General features: G+C 72.7%; 2 protein-coding genes. Both read right to left on the bottom strand.

Going from position 1 to position 3787, the window contains the following annotated elements; all coding sequences use genetic code 11:
• Window positions 1-2790, bottom strand: a 2790-nt coding sequence (locus tag VF468_26240) for an error-prone DNA polymerase (protein ID HEX5881787.1), incomplete at its 3' end; no start/stop codon positions are given.
• Between the two features lie 14 nt (window positions 2791-2804).
• Window positions 2805-3787 (bottom strand): DUF222 domain-containing protein (locus tag VF468_26245; protein HEX5881788.1); only part of this gene is annotated, 983 nt, incomplete at its 5' end.

Here is a 3787-nt window from a genome sequence, read left to right on the forward strand (position 1 = left end):
GAGGTCGGCATAGGGACGGCCGGCGGCGATGGCCTCGGCCAACTCCTCGCCCATGTTGCGGACCGTGGACAGGCCGAGCCGGATCGCCGGCTGTGGCTCGCTCGGCGCATGGGGATGGCTGCAGGAGACCGGTACCGGTTCCTCCAGCGTGGCATCGGCGGCGCTGGCGTTGACGTCGACGCCGCGGACCACGACCCCGTGCCGGCGGGCGTCGGCGATCAGGCTCTGTGGTGCATAGAAGCCCATCGGCTGGTTGTTCAGCAGCGCCACGGTGAACGCGGCCGGGTAGTACCGCTTGAGGTAGGCGCTGGCGTAGACGAGGTAGGCGAAGCTGTAGGCGTGGGACTCGGGAAAGCCGTAGCTGGCGAACCCGAAGAGCTTGCTGTAGATGTCCTCGGCGATGTCGGCCGGGATGTCCTTGGCCGCCATTCCGTCCAGCAGCCGCTGACGTAACTGCTGGATCCGTTCCGGTGAGCGCTTGGAGCTCATGGCTTGGCGGAGCTCGTCGGACTCCTTCGCGGTGAAGTCGGCGCAGTCGATGGCCAACTGCATCATCTGCTCCTGGAACAACGGGACGCCCAGGGTGCGCTCGAGCGCAGGCCGCATCGTCTCGTGCGGGTAGGTGACGTCCTCCTGCTCGTTGGTCCGCCGGATGAAGGGATGGACCGAACCGCCCTGGATCGGGCCCGGCCGGATCAGCGCCACCTCCACCACGAGGTCGTAGAACTTCCGGGGCTTCAGGCGGGGCAGGGTGGCCATCTGCGCCCGCGACTCGACCTGGAACACCCCGACCGAGTCGGCGTCGCAGAGCATGTCATAGACGCCGGTGTCGTCCTCGGGGACGGTGTGCAGGCTCAGCGTCAGGTCATGGTGGTCGCGGAGCAGGCCGAAGGACTCCCGCAACGCGGAGAGCATGCCCAGGCCCAGCAGGTCGAACTTCACCAGGCCGGCGGCGGCGCAGTCGTCCTTGTCCCACTGCAGGACGCTGCGGCCGGGCATCGTCGCCCATTCGACCGGGCACACCTCGCCGACCGGGCGGTCGCAGAGCACCATCCCCCCGGAGTGGATCGACAGGTGCCGCGGCAGCCGCAGCATCTGCGCGACCAGGGTGGCCAGTAGTGGGGGCATCTCGTCGTCGTCGCCCTCGGCCGGCATCGGCAACGGGCCCGCGGGCGCCTTCTCCCCGCGTGGGCCGTCTTGCGGGCCGATCCGGAAGTCGATCCGCCGAGTCCATGCGTCAGCCTGGCCGGGGCTGTAGCCGAGGGCCCGGGCGGCGTCACGCACGGCCATCTTGGGGCGGTAGGTGTTGACGTTGGCCACCTGGGCGGCGCGGTCGCGACCGTAGGTGTCGTAGACGTGCTGGATGACCTCCTCGCGGCGGGCGTTCTCGATGTCGATGTCGATGTCGGGCGGGCCGACCCGGGCGTCGGTGAGGAACCGCTCGAAGAGCAGGCGCTGCTTGATCGGGTCGACGGCGGTGATGCCCAGCGCGTAGCAGACCGCCGAGTTGGCCGCCGATCCCCGACCCTGGCAGAGGATGCCGCGCTTCTCGCAGAACTGGGTGATCTCGTGGACGATGAGGAAGTAGCCGGGAAAGTTCAGCCGCTCGATGACGTCGAGCTCGTGGTCGAGCTGGCGGTAGATCGCCGCCATCCCCGGTGCGCCGCGCTCGCCGTAGCGTCGCCGGGCACCGTCCTCGACCTGCAGCCGCAGCCAGGTGGCGTCGGTGTGTCCTTCCCCGAGTTGTCGGGCGGGCAGGTCGGGTGCGACGACGCTCAGGTCGAAGACGCACTGGCGCGCCAGCTCGACGGTGGCCTCGCGGACGCCCGGGAACCTGGTCAGGCGGGCGGCCATCTCGGTGCCCGAGCGGATGTGCGCGGTGCCGGTGGCCGGCAGCCATCCGGTCATGCCGTCGAGGCTGCTGCGCGCGCGGACGGCTGCGAGCACCTGAGCCAGCGGCGCATCGGCGGGGGCCGCGTAATGGACGTTGTTCGACGCCACCACCCCCACGTCGACGCGGCGGGCCAGCGCGAACAGCGCGTCGTTACGGGCGTCGTCGAGGGGCTGGTCGTGGTCGGTCAGCTCGACCACGACGTTGTCGCGCCCGAACATCTCGACCAGCGCGCACAGCTCCGCCTCCGCCGCATCCGGACCGCCGGTCGTGAGCGCAGCCGGTACGGCGCCCTTGCGACAGCCGGTGAGCACCACCCAGTGCCCGCCATGTGCCGCCGCCAGCTCGGTCGGGTCGTAGACCGGGCGGCCCTTTCCCCCGCGCATCTGGGCGGTGGTGATGGCGCCGGCCAGACGGCCGTACCCCTCGGGGTCGCGGGCCAGGACCAGCAGGTGGCTGCCCTCGGGGTCGGGGATCCCGTTCTGGCGCTCGGACAGCCCGAGGCTCAGCTCGGCGCCGAAGATGGTCCCGACCCCGGACCCCCGGGCGGCCTCGGCGAGCCGGACCACCCCGTACATGCCGTCGTGGTCGGTGAGCGCCAGCGCCTCGACTCCTCGCCGGGCAGCCTCGGCGACCAGCGCATCGGGGTCGGAGGCACCGTCGAGGAAGCTGTACGAGGAGTGGCAGTGCAGCTCGGCCCAGGCCGGTGCGCCATCTCCCCCGGCGGACTCGGGCGGAGCCGAATCCGCCGGTACCTGCTGCGGTCGCTGCGGAAGCCGGCGGACCTTCGAGTGCGGACCGTCGTCCGGCTCGTCCGGAGGCGGCAGGGAGGTTCGGGCGCCCCAGGACAGGCGGCGCTCGAACTCCTTCCACGGAATCGGCGGGTTGTGCCAGCCCATGATCGTCCCCGGCCTCAGAAGGGTGGGTCGTCGGGCGGACCGGCGTCGGGCGGACCGGTGCCTGGCGGCTGTGGGTCCGGTTCGGCCGGGCCGAGTGGTTCGGGGTCGATGGTGTAGGTGTGTCCGGTGGGGCTGGTCCATTCGTATCGGCCGGGTTCGGGTTGGCGGACCCGCCATCGGCTGTGGTGTTTGCCGATGTGGTGGTTCTTGCAGAACGGGCCGAGGTCGTCGGCGGCGGTGGCGCCGTGCGGGTAGGGGGTGGTGTGGTCGATCTCGGCGGTGGCGGCGGGCCGGTCGCAGCCGGGCCAGCGGCAGGTCCGGTCGCGGGCCACCACGTGGTCGACCAGGTCCGGTGGCGGCGGGTATCGGGTGCGTCCGTAGTCGAGGACCGTGCCCGAGGCCGGGTCGGTGAGCAGCCGCCGCCAGGTGCCCCCGGCCGCCAGCCGGCGGGCCACCGAGGCCGGCACCGGCCCGTAGCCGGCGAGCTGGCCGGGTTGCTCGTCCAGCCCGAGCAGGGTGGTGGCCGCCACCGTCACCTGCACGGTGACCGGGCGGCGGTGCCGGCGATCCAGCCGCTGCCCCCGGCCGCAGGGGCAGCCGCCCAGCCGCCCGGTGCGCAGCGCCAGCCAGCCCATCTGGGCCAGCGCGTCGGCGCGGCGCTGGCCCAGCGTGCGCCGGTCGCCGGGCGCGGTGCGCTTCATCGCCGCCGCGGCGGCTTCGATCGCGGCCTCCAGCGCGGCGGCGTCCTCGGCCGGCAGGTAGGCCTCCAGCCAGGCCATCCCGTCGGTCGCCGGAGCGATCGTGACCTGCCGGGTGGCCGCGGCGTCGTCGCGGCGTTGCTCCATGGTGACCGGGGCGACCCGGTGCAGGGCGCGCTTGAGTGCCTGCCGCAGCCGCGGGCCGGTCAACTGGCCGGCCCGGTCGAGGACCTCCGCCTCGACCCGGCGCGCCACCGCGGCCTGGTGCCGGCCCAACTCGTCGGCGACCACCTCGGCGC

It is taken from the genome of Actinomycetota bacterium (assembly GCA_036280995.1).
GTDB lineage: Bacteria > Actinomycetota > CALGFH01 > CALGFH01 > CALGFH01 > CALGFH01.